Raw genomic sequence first — 17406 nt, 5'->3', positions numbered from 1 at the left:
GTCAGAGCAGTGATGGAATTGTCCGGGGCTTCGCATCCTCGACCGCCATATGCAGCGAGCGCGCGATCCGCTCGGCGCGTTCGATGACATGCGCCGCGCCTTCGGGCGGGCAGGTTTCGGCCGCGGTTTCGCGGAACAGCGTCAGCCAGCGGTCGAAATGATCCCAGTCCACGGGCAGGCCGACATGGGCCGGCACCGGAGCCCCGTGATACCGGCCCGTCATCAACGCGACCGACGACCAGAAGGTCACCATCCGGTCCAGATGCGAGTCCCAGTCCGAAATCCGCTCCGCGAAGATCGGGCCAAGTGCCGAATCCGCGCGCACCTTGTCGTAGAAGCGGTGCACCAGTTCGGTCAGCTTGGCCTCGTCCAGCCCGGTCCGGGCCATGATTTGGGCGGTCATTTGCGGGCGGGCGGAGACGATTTCAGGGTCGATGGAGGGCACGGGAATCTCCGGCGTTTGAACTTGAATTCAAGCCTATCTCTGTTAAATAGGTATTGTAAATACCGAATTAAGGGCAATCGTATACCATGCAGCTGACTTCCTTTACCGATTACGGGCTTCGAATGCTGATGCGGATGGCCAGTGCGCCCGACCGGGCGTTCTCGACCGCCGAATTGGCAGAAGAATTCAAACTGTCGCGCAATCATCTGACGAAAATCATGCAACGGCTGGCCCAGGGCGGGATCGTCGAAACCCGCCGGGGCGTGAGCGGCGGGGCCCGGTTGCGCCGTGATCCGGGGGAAATAAGGCTTGGCGATGTGGTGCGACTGCTGGAGCAGGGGCAGGCGCTGGTCGAGTGCTTCAGGCCCGACGGGAACAACTGCACGATCGAGGGCTGCTGTCGACTCAAGGTGCGGCTGCGCCATGCCGAAGCCCGCTTTATCGAGGACCTGAACCAATCGACCCTCGCGGATATCGCGTTGCCCGAACGGGTCGCCGCGTGACGTGCAGCGGCCGACCGGGATGACCGCGATACATCATTTCATCTGATACCCCACCTGAACCGGAAGGACATACCGATGACAAGCTGGCTCCCGACACTGAAAACCGCCACTCCCGAAGAAGGCTATGACCTTGCCGTCAAACTCTCGCGGGTCGCTGTGAAACTGACCCAACCGGATGCCGGGGTGCGCGACCGGCTGCGGCCCGAATATGCCGAGGACCCTGACGCTCTGATTGCCGTTAGTCAGGTGGTCGCCACGCATTTCGCCACGGTTGCTGCGGCAAACGGCTATTGGCAGGGCAAATCATGAGTAACGTCGAGCGGAACGGCGACGAGTTCATCGTTGATGCCAATCTGCTGGCCTCGGCGTTTGACCTGACGCCTGATGACGTCAGAACGCGTATTCGAAACGGTCACATCACATCGCTTTGCGAGGCCGGGCAGGACGAGGATGAAGGCCGCTGGCGCATCACGTTCTACGCTGGTGCGCGGGCGTTGCGGCTGATCGTGGATCGCGACGGAACGCACCTGTCGCAATCGACCTTCCCGGTGCGCGCCCGGACCCGCGATATCGCCACCGGCCGTTGAACAAAGGGCTCACACGGTCTGTCGCTCATGCGCCCCTGTCAGCAACAGGCGCATGACGTCGGATCGGGTGATGATCCCGGCAAGCCGCTCGCCCGCCATGACCGGCACCGTTTCGGTTCCCTGAATCGCGAGGCGGTTCAGGATCTGGCCCACCGGGGTATCGGTTGTCGTGGAACGGTCTGCGGGGCGGGCGATCTTTTGGGCCGTGACTTTCGGGGCGCGTCCCACGATCCGCAGATCGAGTTTCGATGTCACCAATGCGTCGATGATGTCCGCTTGCAGGATAAGCCCCCCGAACCGACCGTCCGTGCCGACAACCGGAAGGCTCTTGATCCTGTGCTGGCGGAACAGTTTTGCGGCCTGCCGGATATCGGTATCGGGCGTCACGGTGATGAGGTCCGCAGTCATGATATCCGCGCATGTGACGTTGTCGAACCGGTGGTTCGCGGCCTCCCGCTCGGCGGCGGCAAGAAGACGCCCGAGGTCGGCCACGCCGATATTCGAGGATTGCCTGTAGGTTTGCAGGAGCGTGGCCAGTTCCTCCTCGGACAGCCCGAGCCTGACATCTTCGATCTGTTCTTCGTCATCGCCCGTGTGCCGGAACGGATACACACGGCCCGTCATCCGGTTGAACAGGATGGCCGACCCGATCAGAAGCACGGTCATCAGGCCGACCGGTGCCAGGGCATAGACGAAACCCGCTTCGATCACCGGGTCCGGGTCCAGCGCCGCAAGAAGGGCAACAGCGCCGCCCGGCGGGTGCAAGGCGCGCGCAAGCATCATTGCGGCAATTGCGAGGCTCACCGCGATGGCCGGTGCCCACGGCCCGGAATAGAGGGACAGGACGATCACTGCGATCAGCGCGGATAGCGTATTCCCGGCCACTGCCGACCAAGGCTGTGCGAGCGGGGCATTCGGAACGGCGAATGCCAGAACAGCGGACGCGCCGAGCGGAGCGACCAGGGACAGGTGAAAGGTCCCGGCGTCCAGCACGGCCATTGCCACCGCTGCACAAAGCCCGATGCCAACGGCGGCACCGGCCGAAGCACGCCACACCTCGCGCCCGACCGGGCGGGGGAGCACCGGCAGAAACCCGGATAGATGAAGGTGCCTGTGGAGCATTTGGAATCGGCTTGCGACTAGGTGATGTGACGGGCTTTTGCCACAGGACTCGTCGGAATGAAAACCCTTTGCACCTCATGCCGTTGAATCGGGGTCGATGTCATTCCGTCTGGCCGCTGTTTCACGGGCCACGCTTTCCGTTCTGCGGTTGGGATGCGGAGAATTTGCATGAGCGATCGGGAAAAGGGGGAATGTATTTTTTTGAAACGAGCCCGATCTGGTGAACGGGACGGATAGAGTAAAAAGCTGCAAATCCAACAGCACCCCGACCTCCGAAGGCCACTTAGCCGATGCATGAAACATCCAGAAGGCGTCAACCCGTGATGTGGGCCGTAATGGCCGGGTAGACCGTATCGCGCCATGTCGCTCCGTGGAACAGGGCAAAGTGCCCGCAATCCGGGACGATCAGGCTCTGACGGTTCCGGTCGGGTACTTCGGGGCAAAGGGCGTGCGCGGCGCTGGTCTGTCCCGGTGCGGCCACTGCGTCAGACGCGCCTTCGACCGTCAGCAGGGTGGTGCGATGGATCGCGTCCGGCTGAATGCACCGCCCCTCGAAGTGCAGCGTACCGCACGCAATTTGCCGTGACAGGAACACCCGGTCGATATTTTCGGCATAGTGCCGGGCATCCAGATCCATCACCGAGGTGTAAAGATCGCGGAACGGAAAATGCCGGGGATCGGCCCCGTCATCGACACGCATTTTCCGGGCCAGTTCGGACCCGGCGTCCTGGGCGGCAGAGAGATATTTCTGAAGCGCCGCAAGCTGGGTTTCGGCGGAATAAACCATGCGCCGGTGCCCCGCATGGGACCGCCCGACATGCGAAATCGGGACGGTTCGATACCAGAGCAAGGGCCGTTCCCGGATGGTCTCGACCACCGGCGTGGGATTGGCCAGCGGATCGACCGGTGCGGCGATCAGAACCAGCGCCGCCGGTTCCGATCCGGGCAGCTGCGCGGCAAGATACGCGGTGGCGGCCAACGCGGGCACGCCGCCTTGACACAGCGCTATCACACGGACAGGCGGGCCGATTTGCAGGATCGCGTCGGCGATGGCGCGGATATTGCTGTCGAAACCGAACCGCCCGTATCCTACGGCCACATGGCGCACATTGCACCAGTCGAGCACCGCAACCGGCCTGTCCGCCAGAAGGCTCAGGACCATATCGCGCAGGATGATCGGAAAGTGCCCCGAGAGCGGCGGCACCACAAGCACCGGCGCCGCATCCCGGTCGTGCTCCGCCACATCGAACCGGCGCAGGGCGTAAAAGGGGGTTCGGCGCAAGACCCGTTCGGTCACAACGCGCCTCTTCCCTGCGGTTTTCACGGAACGAATTGCGAAAGCCCGGAATGCGGGCTGTTGCGCCCCCTGAAAAAGCGGGGCAGCCGGGATTTCAGTGTTGCTGGACATAGAGGCCCGGTGCCTCGCAAAGCGGTGAAAAACCGGCCTTGGGGGCGCCCATGCCGGGCGGTGCCGTTTCTTCGCCCTTGCCCTTGTGGCGCAACCAGTCGGTCCAGACAGGCCACCACGAGCCGGAGGTTGGCGCGTAGCGGGTGTGCCAGCTGTCGGGATCGACATATTGTGCACCGGGTGGCCGGTGGCCAAGGCGGTATTCCCGGTGTTTCTTGCCCGGTGCGCTGAGAATGCCGCCATTGTGGCCGCCGCTGACCAGGGCGAATGTCAGGACGTTGTCGGTGAACAGCGCCGTCTTGTAGACCGAACGCCACGGTGCGATGTGATCCTCCTCGGTGGCCAGCACGAAGAGTGGTGCCGAGATATCCTTGAGCGCGATGACACGGCCCTCGACGGCGAACCGCCCGGCTGTCAGGCGGTTTTCCAGAAACAGCGACCGCAGGTATTGCGAATGCATCCGGTAGGGCATGCGCGTGGCGTCCTTGCTCCATGCGCCGATGTCGAATTCCTGTTCTTCCTCGCCCATGAAATACCGGCGGACAAGGCGCGACCACACCAGATCGCGTGCGCGCAGCACTCGGAACGTTCCCGCCATTTGCCGTTGGTCGAGATAGCCTTGGGCCCACATCAGATCCTCGAGATAGGCGATCTGGGCATCGTCGATGAACAACATCAGTTCGCCCGCCTCGGAAAAATCGGTCTGCGCCGCCAGCAGCGTGATGGAGGCAAAACGATCGTCTCCGTCACGGGCCATGGCTGCCGCCGCGATGCTCAGGATCGTCCCGCCAAGGCAGTATCCGCAGGCATGGATTTTCTCGTCCGGGCAGATCCGCTCTACCGCGTCCAGCGCCGCAAGCACGCCGTCGCGACGATAATCGTCCAGCGACAGCTCGCGTTCCTCGGCGCCGGGGTTCAGCCACGAGATGCAGAATACCGTGAACCCCTGTCCAACCAGATAGCGGATCAGCGAGTTTTCGGGGCTGAGGTCGAGAATATAATACTTCATGATCCAGGCGGGTACGATCAGGACCGGTTCCGCCTGAACAGCCCCGGTGGCCGGTGCGTACTGGATCAGTTCGAGGATATGGTTGCGAAACACCACCTTGCCCGGCGTGCAGGCCACGTCACGGCCCGGCACGAAATCCTCGGACGGGTCTTCGCACTGCATGCTGCATTCGCTGAGCCAGTCATTGGCAAGATTCATCACCCCATTCACAAGGTTCTGCCCGCCGGTTTCCATAGTACGGCGTTGGACCTCGGGGTTGAACCAGAGCATGTTGGACGGCGACATGGCATCAAGCGTCTGGCGTGCCATGAAGGAAACCCGTTCGGCGTTGCGCTGGTACATGCCACGCTGAGGCTGGGTGGCGGCGGCCCACCAGTCTTCGGCGGCAAGGAAGTTCTGCTTGAAAACCCGCGCCAGCGGCGCGGTCCAGCCCTCGTCGTCGAACCGGTGGTCGCCGGGTGCGGGGCGAAATCCCGCGTCTGTATCCCACGCCCCTTTGAACGCCTGCCATTGGTTGTCCCAGAACCGTTCGGCCAATTCGGTCTGCCGTCCCGGCGCGCGGCTCAGGGCGAGGGCCCAATCTTGCCATGCAGAGGCGGCGGCATAGGGCGAAACGCCCATGGTCATCCGCGCCTGGACCGAGGCAAGGGTGCGGTCGAGCGTGTCATGAAACCCGTCCCGTGCAGAGGAGGAAGGGGTCTCGGAGAGCGCCGCCGGAGCCATAGGCACTGGCAGCGTATTCTGGTCGCTCTTGAGCGGCGTGTCGGACATTGCGTGCCTTTCTTTATCCTTGTCGGCGCTATCCGGGTGGGACGCCGGCATGTCGGACGGTGCAGGCGCAGGAATATCGTATTGGTCCGCGCCTGATTATGCTGCCACGGGAAAGATGGGCTGTCATTGTTTTCGATCAAGCTTTTCGTGTTCTGGGGTCTACCCGGCCATCCCTTGCCCAAGATATCGCCATCGGTCCGATTGTTGTTCCTTCGGCCCGCCAGGCGCCGATGCGGTGGCTGAATTTCAGGCACGTCCACTTGTGCGGCGTTGCCGCAACTCTCAGTTGTTGACACCCTGTGTCGGAGGTGTGATGCAATGAACCTGCTTGTGCCGTCACAAGCTGTCGGTCGGTGCTGTCCAAGAAAATGCCATGCAAAATATGAACATGAGACTGCTGCTGTCGGTTCTGTCGTTGATCGTTGTGGCCGCCGGGTACTTCACCTGGAGCAGCGCTCAGGCTCCCGATCTGCCCGAGGGATTGGCCTCGGGGAACGGACGGATCGAGGCGACCGAGATAGATATTGCCGCGCTTACCGGGGGACGTATCGCTGACATCACCGCCGTCGAGGGCGATTTCGTGAAGACGGGTGATGTGCTCGTACAAATGGATGTGGTTCAGCTAAACGCCCAGAAACGCCAGGCCGAAGCGCAATTGCGCCGTGCCGAAATCGGGGTGCAGACCGCCCAATCGCTTGTGGCGCAGGCCAAGGCGCAGGAACGCGCCGCCGTCGCGGCCATCGACCAGGCACAAGCCGTCGCGAAAGCCGCCGCACAGCGGCTGGCCCGGTCCGAGCGGCTGGTCGAATCGAATACCGTTTCACAACAGACCCTTGATGACGATTTCGCCAGTGACCGGCAGGCAAAGGCGGGGCTGGCCTCGGCCGAAGCCTCGCACGCCGCGGCGCTGGCGGGTGTCACCTCCGCGCAGGCGCAGGTCGTGGATGCCGAGGCCGCTGTCGAAGCGGCAAAGGCTTCGATCGACGTGATCACCGCATCCATTGATGACGCCACGCTGACATCGCCGCGCGACGGGCGTGTCCAGTACCTTGTCGCTCAAGAAGGCGAGATCGTCGCCTCGGGCGGGCGCATCCTGAATCTGGTCGATCTGGGGGATGTCTATATGACGATCTTCCTTCCGACATCTCAGGTGGGCCGCGTTCAGGTCGGGTCCGAAGTGCGGCTGGTGATGGACGCCGCGCCAGACTACGTGATTCCGGCGACGGTTTCATATGTCGCGGATGTGGCGCAATTCACGCCGAAAACGGTGGAAACCGCAGATGAACGTGAAAAGCTGATGTTCCGCGTCCGCGCCCGGATCGACCCCGATCTGCTGGCCCGGTATATCGAGTATGTGAAAACCGGGTTGCCGGGCATGGCGTATGTCCGGCTTGACCCGCAGGTCGAATGGCCTGCCTTCCTCGACAACATCGTGAAATGACCGACGAGTCGGCCCTGCCTGTCGCAGAGGTGTCGGAACTGACGCTTCGCTATGGCAAGGTGACGGCGCTCGACGATGTTTCTCTGACAATCCCCGCCGGGTGCATGGTCGGGCTGATCGGGCCGGACGGCGTGGGGAAGTCGAGCTTCCTGTCGCTGCTGGCCGGTGCGCGGAAAATTCAGGACGGTGCGGTGTGGGTGTTGGACGGCGATATGCGCAACTCCGGCCATCGCAGCCGGGTCTGCCCGCGTATCGCCTATATGCCGCAGGGGTTGGGCAAGAACCTGTATTCCACGCTTTCGGTCGGTGAGAACCTCGATTTCTTCGGTCGCCTCTTCGGCCATGGCACGGCCGAGCGCGAAAGGCGCATTGCCGATCTTCTGGCGGCCACCGGCATGTCGCCATTTCGCAACCGTCCGGCGGCCAAGCTTTCGGGGGGCATGAAACAGAAGCTCGGTCTCTGTTGTGCGCTGATCCACGATCCCGATCTTCTGATACTCGATGAACCGACCACGGGTGTCGATCCGCTGTCGCGTCGTCAGTTCTGGGATCTGATCGACCGTATCCGCGCCGACCGGCCGGGGATGAGCGTGATCACGGCCACCGCATATATGGAAGAGGCCGCGCGGTTCGACTGGCTGGTGGCGATGAACGCCGGGCAGGTTCTGGCGACGGGCACGCCCGAGGATCTGCTGGCCCGCACCGGGGCGGAGACTCTTGACGATGCTTTCATTGCGCTGCTCCCCGCCGAACAACGGGGGGACGATCTCGCGGTGAAGATACCTCCGCGCAGTGCAGTGCAGGCGGAGTTCGCCATCGAGGCCGAGAGCCTGACAAAGCGCTTCGGAGATTTTGTCGCGGTCGACAAGGTCAGCTTTCGGATTCCGAAGGGCGAGATATTCGGTTTCCTCGGTTCGAACGGCTGCGGCAAGACAACGACGATGAAAATGCTCACCGGCCTTCTGGAGCCCACCGAAGGCCGCGCCAGGCTTTTCGGACACGAGGTTGACGCACGTGACATGGAAACGCGTCATCGCGTGGGTTTCATGTCTCAGGCATTCTCGTTGTATTCCGAACTGACGGTTCGGCAGAATCTGGAACTGCACGCACGTCTTTTCGACATGGAGGAAGCAAGAATTCCCGCCCGTGTCGAGGAGATGATCGAACGCTTCGATCTGGGCGAGGTGGTGCGCAATTTGCCTGGCGCGCTGCCCATCGGCATTCGTCAACGGTTGTCGCTGGCGGTTGCGATGATCCACGGCCCCGAGATTCTTATCCTCGACGAGCCGACCTCGGGGGTCGATCCGGTGGCGCGCAACGACTTCTGGCGTATCCTGATGGATCTTTCGCGCCGGGACGAAGTGACGATCTTCGTTTCGACCCATTTCATGAACGAAGCTGAATGGTGCGACCGTATCAGCCTGATGCATGCCGGCAAGGTGCTGATCAGCGATACGGCCGAGGCGATTGCGAAATCGAAGGACAGCGCGACACTGGAAGGCGCGTTTATCGCCTATCTGGAAGACGCCATCGGCCAGGAAGCGACAGCGCCCGAAGCCACGGTATCCGCCGTGGCAAAGTCCGCTCCGGAACCGCACAAGACGGCAAGCGCGTTCAGTTCGCGCCGCTTGCTGAGTTATTCGCTACTGGAAAGTTTACAGCTTCGGCGCGATCCGATCCGACTGTCCATGGCGCTGATCGGTAGCCTGCTGTTGATGGCCGTTATCGGTCTTGGCATCAATATGGATGTCGAGGATCTGACGTTTGCCGTGCTCGATCGTGACCAGACCGCGACAAGCCGCGACTATATTCTGGATATCGCAGGCTCGCGTTATTTCAACGAACGGCCCCCTCTGTCAGGCTACGCGGAGATGGACGCGCGAATGCGCTCGTCCGAACTCGGGCTCGCTATCGAGATTCCCCCCGGTTTTGCCGCAGACATCGCGCGTGGCCGCGATATCGAGATCGGGGCCTGGTTTGACGGTGCAAATCCGACCCGCGCCAATACGGTGCAGGGCTATATCCAGGGCATGCATGCGGACTGGATCGCACGCAAGACGCGCGAACTGTACGGCGATGCGGCCCTTGCCGGAAATTTCGAGCTGCTGACCCGGTTCCGGTACAACCCGGATGTGCGAAGCATCGTTGCCATGGTCCCGGCGGTCATTCCGCTGCTTTTGTTGATGATTCCGGCCATTCTGACCACACTGTCGGTCGCCCGCGAGAAAGAACTGGGATCGATCATCAATTTCTATGTCACGCCGGTGACGCGCCTTGAATTCCTGCTTGGCAAGCAACTGCCCTATATCGCACTCGCGATGCTGAACTTTGCGCTGATGATGGGCATGGCGGTAACTGTCTTCGGCGTGCCATTCTCTGGCAGTCTTGTGGGCTTCATATTGTCGTCGCTGGTCTATGTCATCGCGACAACGGGTCTTGGTCTTCTGGTTTCGGTCTTCATCACCAGCCAGGTGGCCGCGCTGTTCGCGACGGTCATGCTGACGATGATTCCGGCGGTTCAGTATTCGGGCCTGATTGACCCGGTTTCATCGTTGCAGGGGTTTGGCCGGATGCTGGGCGAGATCTATCCGACATCCTGGTTCGTGACGTCCGCCCGTGGCGCCTTTTCCAAGGCGTTCGGTTTTGCGGAACAGGTCGAACCGATACTGGCCATAGCGGCCTCGATTCCCGTCATCCTCGGATTGGCCACGGTTTTCCTTAAGAAACAGGCGAGGTAGGGACATGAACCTCAAGAACGTCTGGAACCTCGGAGTAAAGGAACTGCGCGGGTTGTGGCGTGACTGGATCATGCTCGCCCTGATCGTGTATTCCTTCAGCTTGTCGATCTATACGTCTTCGACTGCCATGCCAGAGGCCTTGAACAAGGCTGCGATCGCCATCGTGGACGAAGACCGGTCGCAACTTTCGTCGCGCATCGCGTTGGCCTTTTATCCGCCGTGGTTTCTCGAGCCGCGGATGATCACCACGAATGAGATGGATGATCGCATGGATGCGGGGCTCGATACTTTTGCGCTGAACATACCGCCGGAGTTCGAACGCGACGTGCTGGCGGGCAAAACCCCGGCCATTCAGCTGAACGTCGATGCAACGCGGATGAGCCAAGCGTTTACCGGCAGTGGGTACATCCAGCAGATCGTTTCCGGCGAGGTGTCGGAGTATGTTGCGGGTCACCGCGCGGAAACCGAGCTGCCTGTCGGGCTGGCGCTCAGGGCGCGGTACAATCCATCGCTGGATCCGGCATGGTTCGGTGCGATCAACAGTGTGATCGAGTCAATCACGATGCTGTCGCTGGTGCTCACCGGTGCCGCGTTGATCCGTGAAAAAGAGCATGGCACCGTCGAGCACCTGCTGGTCATGCCGGTGACTGCGGCCGAGATCGTGTTGTCCAAGATCTGGTCCATGGGGCTGGTGGTTCTGCTGGGGTCCTCCTTTGCGCTGATCGTGGTGGTGCAGGGCCTTCTCGAGGTGCCGGTGCAGGGGTCTGTGCCGTTGTTTCTTGTCGGCGTGGTGCTGATGGTGTTCGCCATGACCGCGCTTGGCATCTTCATGGCGACCGTTGCCGGAAGCATGCCGCAATTCGCTCTGCTGATGATGCTGGTGCTGCTGCCGTTACAGGTGCTTTCGGGAGGGATGACCCCGCGCGAGTCGATGCCGGACTTCATTCAGATCATCATGCTCGCCGCCCCGAACACGCATTTTATCACCCTGTCTCAGGGGGTTCTGTTCAGGGGGGCGGGGCTTGAAACGGTCTGGCCGCAATTGCTTGCCCTCGTTGGTATCGGATCGGTCCTGTTCTGGCTGGCCCTGAAACGGTTCCGCGAATTTATGAAATGAACGGCATGCCCCAAGAGGCCCGCCATCCTGATTGCCTGCGCAGGTCCGGAAACTGCGGTGCATGAGGGCTATCGAACCCATTGCGCGAATCTGCCGTGGATCGGCGGATGCCGGTTTGGTCAGGTACCGCTTCCCCTAGGCAAAACAGTCACTTCCCGGTTGCTGCGAATTGCAGAATGAAGTGTATCGTACTCAATTCGGGTGAATTGAACGGTGAGGCGCGAATGATAGAGAATGTCGGGACGGACCCGCTGGTTTGCCGGTGGGAGGTGGATGGTCTTTGCCTTTCGGGGCTGGCATGGGGGCCGAGGGACGGCACTCCGGTTCTGATGCTGCATGGCTGGATGGACCATGCCGACAGTTTTCGGGAACTGGCTCCGTTGCTCACCGGTTGCCACGTTGTCGCGCTCGATCTGAGCGGCCAGGGGTTGAGTTCCCACCGGTCGCCCCACGCGACCTATAATATCTGGGACGACCTCCCGCAGATTGCCGGTATTCTGGTTCAGCTCGGATGGACGGATTGCGTGCTGGTCGGTCATTCCCGAGGAGCCAATATTTCGGCCCTGTTCGCGGCGGCTCAGCCCGAAAAGGTCCGCGCGTTCGTTGCGCTGGATTCTCTGGTGCCGGAGCCGACGGAGGAAACCGTCGTGGCCACCTTGCGTGCCTTCATCGAGGATACCAACAAGCAAAAGGCCCGTGCCCGCAGGACGTTCGAAACCAGGGCGGATTACATTGATCGCCGGTGCGCGCAGGGCAATTCCCGGCAGGTTTCCGAGGCGCTTGCGGATCGCGCTCTGGAAGAGGGGCCTGAAGGATTTCACATGCGGGGGGATGCGCGCCTGTTCGCAAGTTCCGCCGTCAAGCTGACGCAAGGGGATGTCGAGGCCGTGCTGAGGTCGATCCGGTGTCCCGTGCTCAATATCTGGGCCAGGGACGGGATCAAGAGCAAGCGGCCCAAGGCCCTTGACCTGATCCGTCTTGGAGCGGATTTGATCGGGGATTATGAAATGATGGAGTTTCCCGGAGACCATCATTTACATCTCGATCCGACTGTCGCTAAAGAAATCGCGCCTGCCATCCTGGATTTTCTCGACCGGCATGGCGCTCGATGATCCTGTTGTTTTCGCTTCAAATCTGAACGACGCTCGGGCGGAGCGCGGTGTTTTCCTGATCCCGGATCGGCCTGCGGGCAATGGCGAGCGAACCGGGCTTTCCCGATTTCAAGGCGGCTGAGCAACCATGATCGACAAGCTGGAAATGTTCATCGCCGTCGCCAAGGAGGGCCATTTCGGTCGTGCCGCGACCAGTCTTGGAATTACCCAGCCAACGCTTTCGACCGGGATCAAGCATCTCGAGGTGCAACTGGGTGTTCAGCTGATCTTTCGCGGCTCGCGTTTCGGGGGGCTAACCGCGCTTATCTGAGCGCGCAAGATCGTCGGGGACACGCGGCAGCTTCGGGAGGAGATGCGATTCAAGCGTCATGGCCTGTCCGGCCAGTAGCGGATTGCCGTCATTCCCACCGCTCTGACATGGGCGGCGAAGCTGTCGAGCCGGTTCAGCGATGCCCATCCGAATGTGCGTTTCACCATCCTGTCGCGGACCTCGGTGGAGATTCTGTCGATGCTGGACAATCTCGATGTGGATGCGGGGATTTCGTATCTCGATAACCAACCCATGGGACGCGTGAGCACGGAGCCGCTCTATGAGGAACGCTACATGCTTGTCTGCACTGAAGGATCTTCGTTCGCGGGGCGCAGTACGGTCGGGTGGAACGAACTGGTCGGGCAGAAGCTCTGCCTGCTGACGCCGGATATGCAGAACCGGCGTATTATCAACAAGAATTTCGCCGCGGCAGGGGTCATGCCCGAGGCCCGGATCGAATCGAATTCTACGGTCGTCGTGGTGGCGAATGTGGAGGCGGGGGACTGGCTGACGATCCTGCCCGAGGACATGGCCAATTTTCTGGCGGCGGGGAAACGATTGAAACTCGTTCCTCTTTCCGGTGCGGAGAGCACGCATACCGTGGGGCTTGTCGCCCCGTATCGGGATCGGCACACGCCTGTTCTGGGGGCGCTTTTGCGTGAGGCCAGGCGGTTGTCAGCTGTCAACTGATAGATATTCTCTATCGACTGACGGAATAACGATATTGATTTCGTAATACAAGAGATGGTTGTTTCTGGCCGACACACTCACGAGGCCAGCCAATGCACCCATCCGCGCCAGCGCCCACAGATGAAGACCTTCGCGACCTGATCGACGACCATGCCGGGCTTGAGGGACCGCTCTTGCCGGTCAGCCACTTGCGGCCCTGCGCCGGGCCGCGATTGCGCGGCGTATCGCCTATGTTCCGCAGGCCCATGCACCGCCTTTCCCGTTCGAGGCGCTCGATGTCGTGCTGATGGGGCGTACGGCACGGCTGGGTGTGTTCGGCCAGCCCGGCAAGGCCGACCGCGCTGCTGCTTATGGCGCGATGGAACGGCTTGGAATCGCTGGTCTGGCGGAGCGCGACTACTCCCGCCTGTCCGGGGGGCAACGACAGCTTGTCCTGATTGCACGCGCCTTGGCGCAGCAGACGCCGCTGATCGTCATGGACGAACCCACCGCCAGCCTCGACTTCGGCAATCAGGCGCAGGTGCTGGCCCAGATCGTCGCCATCGCGGGGGCCGCCGCGACAGAAGAGCGAAGCGTGATCCTGTCTACCCACGACCCCGATCAGGCCTTTGCGCTCAACGCGCGGGTGATGCTGATGAAGGACGGCCAGTTCCACGCCGAAGGGCAAGCCGAACATGCCCTGACCGATGAGACACTGAGTGCTGTCTACGGTTTGCCAGTCGCGGTGGAGAAAACCGAAAGCGGGCGGAATGTCTGCGTCCCGTCGATCACAGCGCGGTCTGTAGCGGTGAGTGCGTCGGGTATATCAGGGTAGAAACGGGATAGCTGGCAAGAACTAAACAGGTAGACGGCTGTAAAGTCCGGCATTTCAAATGCTGTGGGAACGATATGAAAAAGCCGGGCTCCTGAGAGCCCGGCCAGTTCGTTTCATTCGTCGGAAGGGTTAGCCCTCCCAGGTCTCCATTGCCTCGAAATCGGCAGCGGAGTAGTTCGTCGAGGCATGCAGCGTGCCGGTTTCGCCATCGCGGCTCAGCGATACTTCCTCGAAGGCCACGGCAACCGGTTTTGCACCGATGCCGAGGAAGCCGCCGACGTCGATCACCACATCGGTGATTTCGCCGCTGTCTCCGACGACAAGCTCGGAAATGTCGCCGACGTCCTCACCCGACGGGTCGTGGACGGCCAGGCCTTCCAGTTCCTCGGCAGTCAGGGCCTGACGCTCGTCTGCGCCCAGGTCACCGCCGCCACCCATCGGATCCTCGGTTTCCGGGGCTTGCACCGTGGTGTCGCCGGTATCGGTCGTAGGAGCCTCGGTCGTGGTGTCGACACCGGTTTCGGGGGCTTCCATCGTGCCGGTATCGGTCCCGTTTGCAGGTGCTTCCATGGCGGGTTGGTTTGCCGGGTCTTCTTCGGTGCTCTGCGTTTGAGCAAGAACCGGAGACGCGGCCAGCGCGACAATTGCCGTCGTAGCAAGAATGCGTTTCATGATCAGTCTCCTTGATGTCTGGTCGATCAGCGCCGCAGTGTTGCGACGTCGTGTTCTACCAACCCTCAGAGGCCGGGAAGGTTTCTGCAACAAGCAAAAAAATAACGGAAAAATTTGCGGAACCTTTATGGTGTCCCTGGCGTTGATCCCGCGCGGGTCCGGGCATGGAGTCGCTATGGTGCGGTACCATGCGGGGCCCGATTAAAACCCGGAAATGGAGGGGAAATAATAATGTTGGAAATCAGTGGACTTGGTGGACTTATTCTTCTTGTGCTCGATATTTGGGCCATCATTTCGGTGGTCGGTTCGGGCGCTTCGATCGGCCGCAAGGTACTGTGGGTGCTTGTCATTCTGCTGTTACCGTTGCTGGGCTTCATTATCTGGCTGATCGCCGGTCCGCGCGCGGCTAGGGCCTGATCGACACGCGATCACGGGGCGCGGTGAAAAAAATGCGATCCGGATGGAACAATCCCTGCATGTTGGCGTTGAGCCGGTGACGCCAGCGTTACTTGCCTACGCTGCCCCGTCCCGAACCCGCGCATTCCCCAAGTGCATACGGGTTCGTTTGCACCCCACCTGTCCCTCGGGTGCCTGCCCCCGCCTGAAAAATGGCGGGGGCTTTTTTCAGGCGCATGTATCCGATCCGCAAAATGAATCTGCCCGGACCCATGCGCGCCATGGTTCGGGTGGTTGAAGGGTTTGCCGATATTCTGATTTTGCGAAGATTCTGCCGGGCCGAGTTGGCCTGGAGGTTTCAGGCCTCGTCTTCATCATCCTCGAAAATGTCGAGCATCACCATCGCGATGACCAGAACGGGGATGGCGATAATTCCGCCGATCGGCCCCCACAGCCAGAGCCATATGACCAGTGAAATGAAGATCAGCAGCGGGTTGACCGCGATGCGCTTGCCCAGAAATGTCGGGGTGACGAATTGCGCTTCGAGCATGTTCAGGCCCAGAAAGATCGCCGGAGGCAGCAGCACCATCAGCCCGTTGAACGTGACCAGTCCCGCGATGAGCAGCCCTGCCGTGACCATCATCGGCCCCATGTAGAGTATGAAATTCGCCAGCGCGGCGACCACGCCCCAGACGAAAGCGCCGGGCAGACCGATCAGCGCCATGGCGCCGCCCAAGGCCGCGCCCAGCCCGGCATTGATCACCGAGATCGTCAGGAAATAGCGCGATACCAGACGTTCGGCACTGGTAAAGCGCTGCTGGATGATCACGGTGTCGGCAGAACTGCCGATCCAGTTCGACAACCACGCGTAAATCCTTTTGCGCGTGAGCAGGAAGAAAAACAGGACGCCGACGAAAATCAGTATCTGGCTGATGACCAGCGGCGCCAGGAACAATGCGGCGGTGACGCTGGGAAGGGCGGGATCGGCGTTTTCGCCCTCGGCTTCGGGCTTGGAGCCGAGCGCTTCTTTGACCTCCTGGTTCATCTCGTTCAGGCTTTGGAACAGCCCGCGGAATTCCTGAATCAGCGTACGCAATTCCCATTTGATGCGCGGCAGTTCTTCGGCGACGCGCCATACGACGGGTTCGGCCAGGAAAATCAACATGGCAATGATCAGCCCGCCAAAGACCACCACCAGTGCCGCCACGATGCCATGCGGCAGGCCCGTACGTTCAAGCATGTCGGTGACTGGCGCCAGAATGACCCCGGTGACAAGGCCCAGAACCATCGGCGCAAGAATATCCGTTGCCGTCCAGAGTACGGCAAAGCCGAGCGTGACGATAACCATGATCGCTGCACCACGCAGCACGGGATCGGGGGGTAAAGATGACCTTTGCATGTAACGCAAACGCGGTAAGTCGCTCAAATGTTCCCCGGTCGCTGGTTTATGTTCAGCGGTCTGGATCGCGGGCGGCGCGACCCGCGCGCATGCCGGTGGCAAAACCCTCGGCGATCTGGACGAGAGGGTCTTTCGGTTGCGCAGGCTCGGGCGGGTGTGTCGCGCCCGGATGCCGCCCCAGGACCATGAAACAAGCCCCCAGTATCAGGTAGAGCGCGCCGATGGCCGCGCATGCGACGATCGCGCCCTGAAGGACAGCGATCATGAGCCACAGCGCCACCGACAACAGTGCCAGCCCCGTCGTTCCGAAAACGATGCCCATCATGGTAAATGTCGCCGAACGCGCCGCCCGGCGCGCCCGGTCTTCGACCTCGTGCAACATGCCCGGCATGGGTTATTTCCGCCCGGTCATGAAACCCAGCAGGAATCCCACGCCCACGGCGATCCCGACCGCGGCGGCAGGCTGTGCGCGCACCGCGTCGGTGGCTTGTTGGCCCATGTCCTCGGCGTGGTGCCGGGCCGCGCGCAACTGGCGCTCGCCCTCGTCACGCAGATCGGCGGCCTTGCGCCGCGCACCGTCAATCGCCGCATCCCCCGATGAACGACCCAAATCGTAGAGCGTTTCGGAAATCGTCGCGATGTCGGCCCGAAGCGTCGAAATCTGTTCGGAGAGTTGTTCGATGTCGTTCTGCGGTGAGTTGCTCTTGGCTTGTGCCATGGCGATGTCCTTTCCTTCGGTTGCGCTTTTCGGTCAACGCGCGGAACCCCGAGAGGTTCCACCCGGAAGTGGTAAATCCGCCACAGCGGCGGGGACGGTCCATTTATTGAGGATTTTATGGAACCTGACGGAGGGTCTGGCCGTTTCATACCCA

At 61.4% G+C, this 17406-nt stretch carries 17 protein-coding genes and 1 pseudogene; 10 read left to right on the top strand and 8 right to left on the bottom strand.

The features are described 5' to 3' along the window. Position 1: 1 nt before the first annotated feature. The gene (locus KPG71_RS16140) at positions 2–403 is read right to left on the bottom strand and encodes a group III truncated hemoglobin (RefSeq protein ID WP_216339196.1); all 402 of its coding nucleotides are present in this window, start codon (positions 401–403) and stop codon (positions 2–4) included. A 128-nt stretch (positions 404–531) separates the two neighbouring features. Here KPG71_RS16140 and KPG71_RS16135 point away from each other — a divergent pair, with 128 nt between their 5' ends. From KPG71_RS16135 to KPG71_RS16125, 3 genes are all read left to right on the top strand, one after another. Next, positions 532–948, top strand: coding sequence for an Rrf2 family transcriptional regulator (locus KPG71_RS16135; RefSeq protein ID WP_216339195.1), 417 nt, complete (start codon positions 532–534; stop codon positions 946–948). A 75-nt stretch (positions 949–1023) separates the two neighbouring features. Beyond that, positions 1024–1257, top strand: coding sequence for a hexameric tyrosine-coordinated heme protein (locus tag KPG71_RS16130; protein WP_073035912.1), 234 nt, complete (start codon positions 1024–1026; stop codon positions 1255–1257). Further along, on the top strand, positions 1254–1535 hold the full coding sequence (locus KPG71_RS16125) for a DUF6522 family protein (RefSeq protein WP_216339193.1): 282 nt from the start codon (positions 1254–1256) through the stop codon (positions 1533–1535). Before KPG71_RS16130 ends, KPG71_RS16125 begins: the two co-directional genes overlap by 4 nt. A gap of 9 nt (positions 1536–1544) precedes the next feature. On the opposite strand, the gene KPG71_RS16120 is transcribed toward KPG71_RS16125, so the two are convergent. From KPG71_RS16120 to KPG71_RS16110, 3 genes are all read right to left on the bottom strand, one after another. Next, a complete protein-coding gene (locus tag KPG71_RS16120) occupies positions 1545–2618 on the bottom strand; it encodes an HPP family protein (protein ID WP_367397373.1) in 1074 nt (357 codons plus the stop codon). 352 nt (positions 2619–2970) lie between these two features. Continuing rightward, positions 2971–3954: a hypothetical protein gene (locus tag KPG71_RS16115; RefSeq protein WP_216339189.1), complete on the bottom strand. Its 984-nt coding sequence runs from the start codon at positions 3952–3954 to the stop codon at positions 2971–2973. Positions 3955–4048: 94 nt separating this feature from the next. Continuing rightward, a complete protein-coding gene (locus tag KPG71_RS16110) occupies positions 4049–5845 on the bottom strand; it encodes an alpha/beta hydrolase (RefSeq protein ID WP_216339187.1) in 1797 nt (598 codons plus the stop codon). Positions 5846–6233: 388 nt separating this feature from the next. On the opposite strand from KPG71_RS16110, the gene KPG71_RS16105 reads away from it, so the two are divergent. The 6 genes and pseudogenes from KPG71_RS16105 to KPG71_RS16075 all read left to right on the top strand — a co-directional run bounded on the left by KPG71_RS16105 (position 6234) and on the right by KPG71_RS16075 (position 14067). Continuing rightward, a complete protein-coding gene (locus tag KPG71_RS16105) occupies positions 6234–7286 on the top strand; it encodes an HlyD family secretion protein (protein WP_253196315.1) in 1053 nt (350 codons plus the stop codon). Then, the gene (rbbA, locus tag KPG71_RS16100) at positions 7283–10024 is read left to right on the top strand and encodes a ribosome-associated ATPase/putative transporter RbbA (RefSeq protein WP_216339183.1); all 2742 of its coding nucleotides are present in this window, start codon (positions 7283–7285) and stop codon (positions 10022–10024) included. The genes KPG71_RS16105 and rbbA overlap by 4 nt, the downstream gene beginning before the upstream one ends. Positions 10025–10028: 4 nt before the next feature. Beyond that, positions 10029–11141 (top strand): ABC transporter permease, encoded by a 1113-nt coding sequence (locus KPG71_RS16095; protein WP_216339181.1) that lies wholly within the window; start codon positions 10029–10031, stop codon positions 11139–11141. Positions 11142–11365: 224 nt separating this feature from the next. Further along, entirely contained in the window at positions 11366–12253 is an 888-nt protein-coding gene (locus KPG71_RS16090) for an alpha/beta fold hydrolase (RefSeq protein ID WP_216339179.1), read from the top strand. Positions 12254–12380: 127 nt separating this feature from the next. Beyond that, positions 12381–13253: pseudogene (locus tag KPG71_RS16080) on the top strand (LysR family transcriptional regulator). A 196-nt stretch (positions 13254–13449) separates the two neighbouring features. Beyond that, complete coding sequence (locus KPG71_RS16075) at positions 13450–14067, top strand: ABC transporter ATP-binding protein (RefSeq protein WP_216339317.1); 618 nt, start codon at positions 13450–13452, stop codon at positions 14065–14067. Between the two features lie 129 nt (positions 14068–14196). Here the strand turns inward: KPG71_RS16075 and KPG71_RS16070 are convergent, their stop codons facing one another. Next, positions 14197–14739 carry a PRC-barrel domain-containing protein gene (locus KPG71_RS16070; RefSeq protein ID WP_216339175.1) on the bottom strand — a complete coding sequence of 181 codons (543 nt, stop codon included), beginning with the start codon at positions 14737–14739 and terminating at the stop codon, positions 14197–14199. A gap of 231 nt (positions 14740–14970) precedes the next feature. On the opposite strand from KPG71_RS16070, the gene KPG71_RS16065 reads away from it, so the two are divergent. Continuing rightward, positions 14971–15156 carry a PLDc N-terminal domain-containing protein gene (locus KPG71_RS16065; protein WP_216339174.1) on the top strand — a complete coding sequence of 62 codons (186 nt, stop codon included), beginning with the start codon at positions 14971–14973 and terminating at the stop codon, positions 15154–15156. Between the two features lie 337 nt (positions 15157–15493). On the opposite strand, the gene KPG71_RS16060 is transcribed toward KPG71_RS16065, so the two are convergent. The 3 genes from KPG71_RS16060 to KPG71_RS16050 form a co-directional block, all read right to left on the bottom strand. Then, positions 15494–16504, bottom strand: coding sequence for an AI-2E family transporter (locus KPG71_RS16060; protein ID WP_367397372.1), 1011 nt, complete (start codon positions 16502–16504; stop codon positions 15494–15496). An 82-nt stretch (positions 16505–16586) separates the two neighbouring features. After that, complete coding sequence (locus KPG71_RS16055) at positions 16587–16925, bottom strand: phage holin family protein (RefSeq protein WP_216339170.1); 339 nt, start codon at positions 16923–16925, stop codon at positions 16587–16589. 3 nt (positions 16926–16928) lie between these two features. Next, entirely contained in the window at positions 16929–17252 is a 324-nt protein-coding gene (locus KPG71_RS16050; RefSeq protein ID WP_216339168.1) for a YqjD family protein, read from the bottom strand. Between the last annotated feature and the right edge of the window lie 154 nt (positions 17253–17406).

The sequence above is a fragment of the Roseovarius sp. PS-C2 genome, assembly GCF_018862045.1.
In the GTDB taxonomy this organism is placed as follows: Bacteria; Pseudomonadota; Alphaproteobacteria; order Rhodobacterales; family Rhodobacteraceae; genus Roseovarius.
The sequence above is the reverse complement of the archived record's forward strand: the minus strand, read 5'-3'. Positions and strand labels throughout refer to the sequence as shown.

Coding starts and splice junctions, on each gene's coding strand:
- KPG71_RS16140 (WP_216339196.1), bottom strand. CDS start 403: ATGACCGCCCAAATCATGGCCCGGACCGGGCTGGACGAGGCCAAGCTG.
- KPG71_RS16135 (WP_216339195.1), top strand. CDS start 532: ATGCAGCTGACTTCCTTTACCGATTACGGGCTTCGAATGCTGATGCGG.
- KPG71_RS16130 (WP_073035912.1), top strand. CDS start 1,024: ATGACAAGCTGGCTCCCGACACTGAAAACCGCCACTCCCGAAGAAGGC.
- KPG71_RS16125 (WP_216339193.1), top strand. CDS start 1,254: ATGAGTAACGTCGAGCGGAACGGCGACGAGTTCATCGTTGATGCCAAT.
- KPG71_RS16110 (WP_216339187.1), bottom strand. CDS start 5,845: ATGTCCGACACGCCGCTCAAGAGCGACCAGAATACGCTGCCAGTGCCT.
- KPG71_RS16105 (WP_253196315.1), top strand. CDS start 6,234: ATGAGACTGCTGCTGTCGGTTCTGTCGTTGATCGTTGTGGCCGCCGGG.
- rbbA (WP_216339183.1), top strand. CDS start 7,283: ATGACCGACGAGTCGGCCCTGCCTGTCGCAGAGGTGTCGGAACTGACG.
- KPG71_RS16095 (WP_216339181.1), top strand. CDS start 10,029: ATGAACCTCAAGAACGTCTGGAACCTCGGAGTAAAGGAACTGCGCGGG.
- KPG71_RS16090 (WP_216339179.1), top strand. CDS start 11,366: ATGATAGAGAATGTCGGGACGGACCCGCTGGTTTGCCGGTGGGAGGTG.
- KPG71_RS16070 (WP_216339175.1), bottom strand. CDS start 14,739: ATGAAACGCATTCTTGCTACGACGGCAATTGTCGCGCTGGCCGCGTCT.
- KPG71_RS16065 (WP_216339174.1), top strand. CDS start 14,971: ATGTTGGAAATCAGTGGACTTGGTGGACTTATTCTTCTTGTGCTCGAT.
- KPG71_RS16055 (WP_216339170.1), bottom strand. CDS start 16,925: ATGCCGGGCATGTTGCACGAGGTCGAAGACCGGGCGCGCCGGGCGGCG.
- KPG71_RS16050 (WP_216339168.1), bottom strand. CDS start 17,252: ATGGCACAAGCCAAGAGCAACTCACCGCAGAACGACATCGAACAACTC.